The sequence below is a fragment of the Paenibacillus sp. GCM10023250 genome (assembly GCF_042653205.1).
In the GTDB taxonomy this organism is placed as follows: Bacteria; Bacillota; Bacilli; order Paenibacillales; family Paenibacillaceae; genus Paenibacillus_Z.
The window spans coordinates 1-539 of record NZ_JBHSHY010000108.1 but is presented as its reverse complement, the minus strand read 5'-3'; the positions used below and the strand labels follow the sequence as shown (position 1 = coordinate 539).

The window sequence follows — 539 nt, the reverse complement described above, 5'->3', positions numbered from 1 at the left end:
CTCCCCAGCGTGGTCGCGCACGGCCTCAGCGCGGGTCCGCTGGCCGCCAGGTACGGCCGGGCCGCCACGTCTGCCGGTGCCCGTCCACGAGGGTGAAACCGGCCCGCGCCGGGCAGCGCCTGGTCGCCGTGGGCGAGCGTGGTCTGGCGCTGTATTCGGACGATCAGGGCAAAAACTGGCAGCAGGCGCAGGTGCTGGGGCGAGAACTGGCGGTTGACCCGGTTGCGCCGGTCATCCACCAGGTCCAGCGGGGTAGGATCCTCGCGCTCGGCCCGGCTCAGCACAGACGGGGCGAAGCGAAACCAGATGTCGGCATCCAAGCCGCTTTGATGGCTCTTGTGGCCGCTGGTAAAGGGCCCCCCCCTGGGCATGGCCAGATCACCGACCAGCAGCTCAACCAGGCCGTGACTTTCACGACTCCCTGCCTGGTCATCAACTCGTTCATCACCAATCAGGGCGAGGTCGAGTTCAGCGGCGTCGAGTTGGATGCGTCGTTCCAGGTTACCGATGGGCTGACCGTATCCGGTGCCTATAGCTAC

The 539-nt window shown here is 67.2% G+C and carries 1 protein-coding gene; it reads right to left on the bottom strand.

What is annotated here, in order from left to right; translation table 11 throughout:
- Positions 1 to 371 (bottom strand): penicillin-insensitive murein endopeptidase (locus ACFPB1_RS27425; RefSeq protein WP_379229387.1); only part of this gene is annotated, 371 nt, incomplete at its 3' end.
- Positions 372 to 539: the final 168 nt, after the last annotated feature.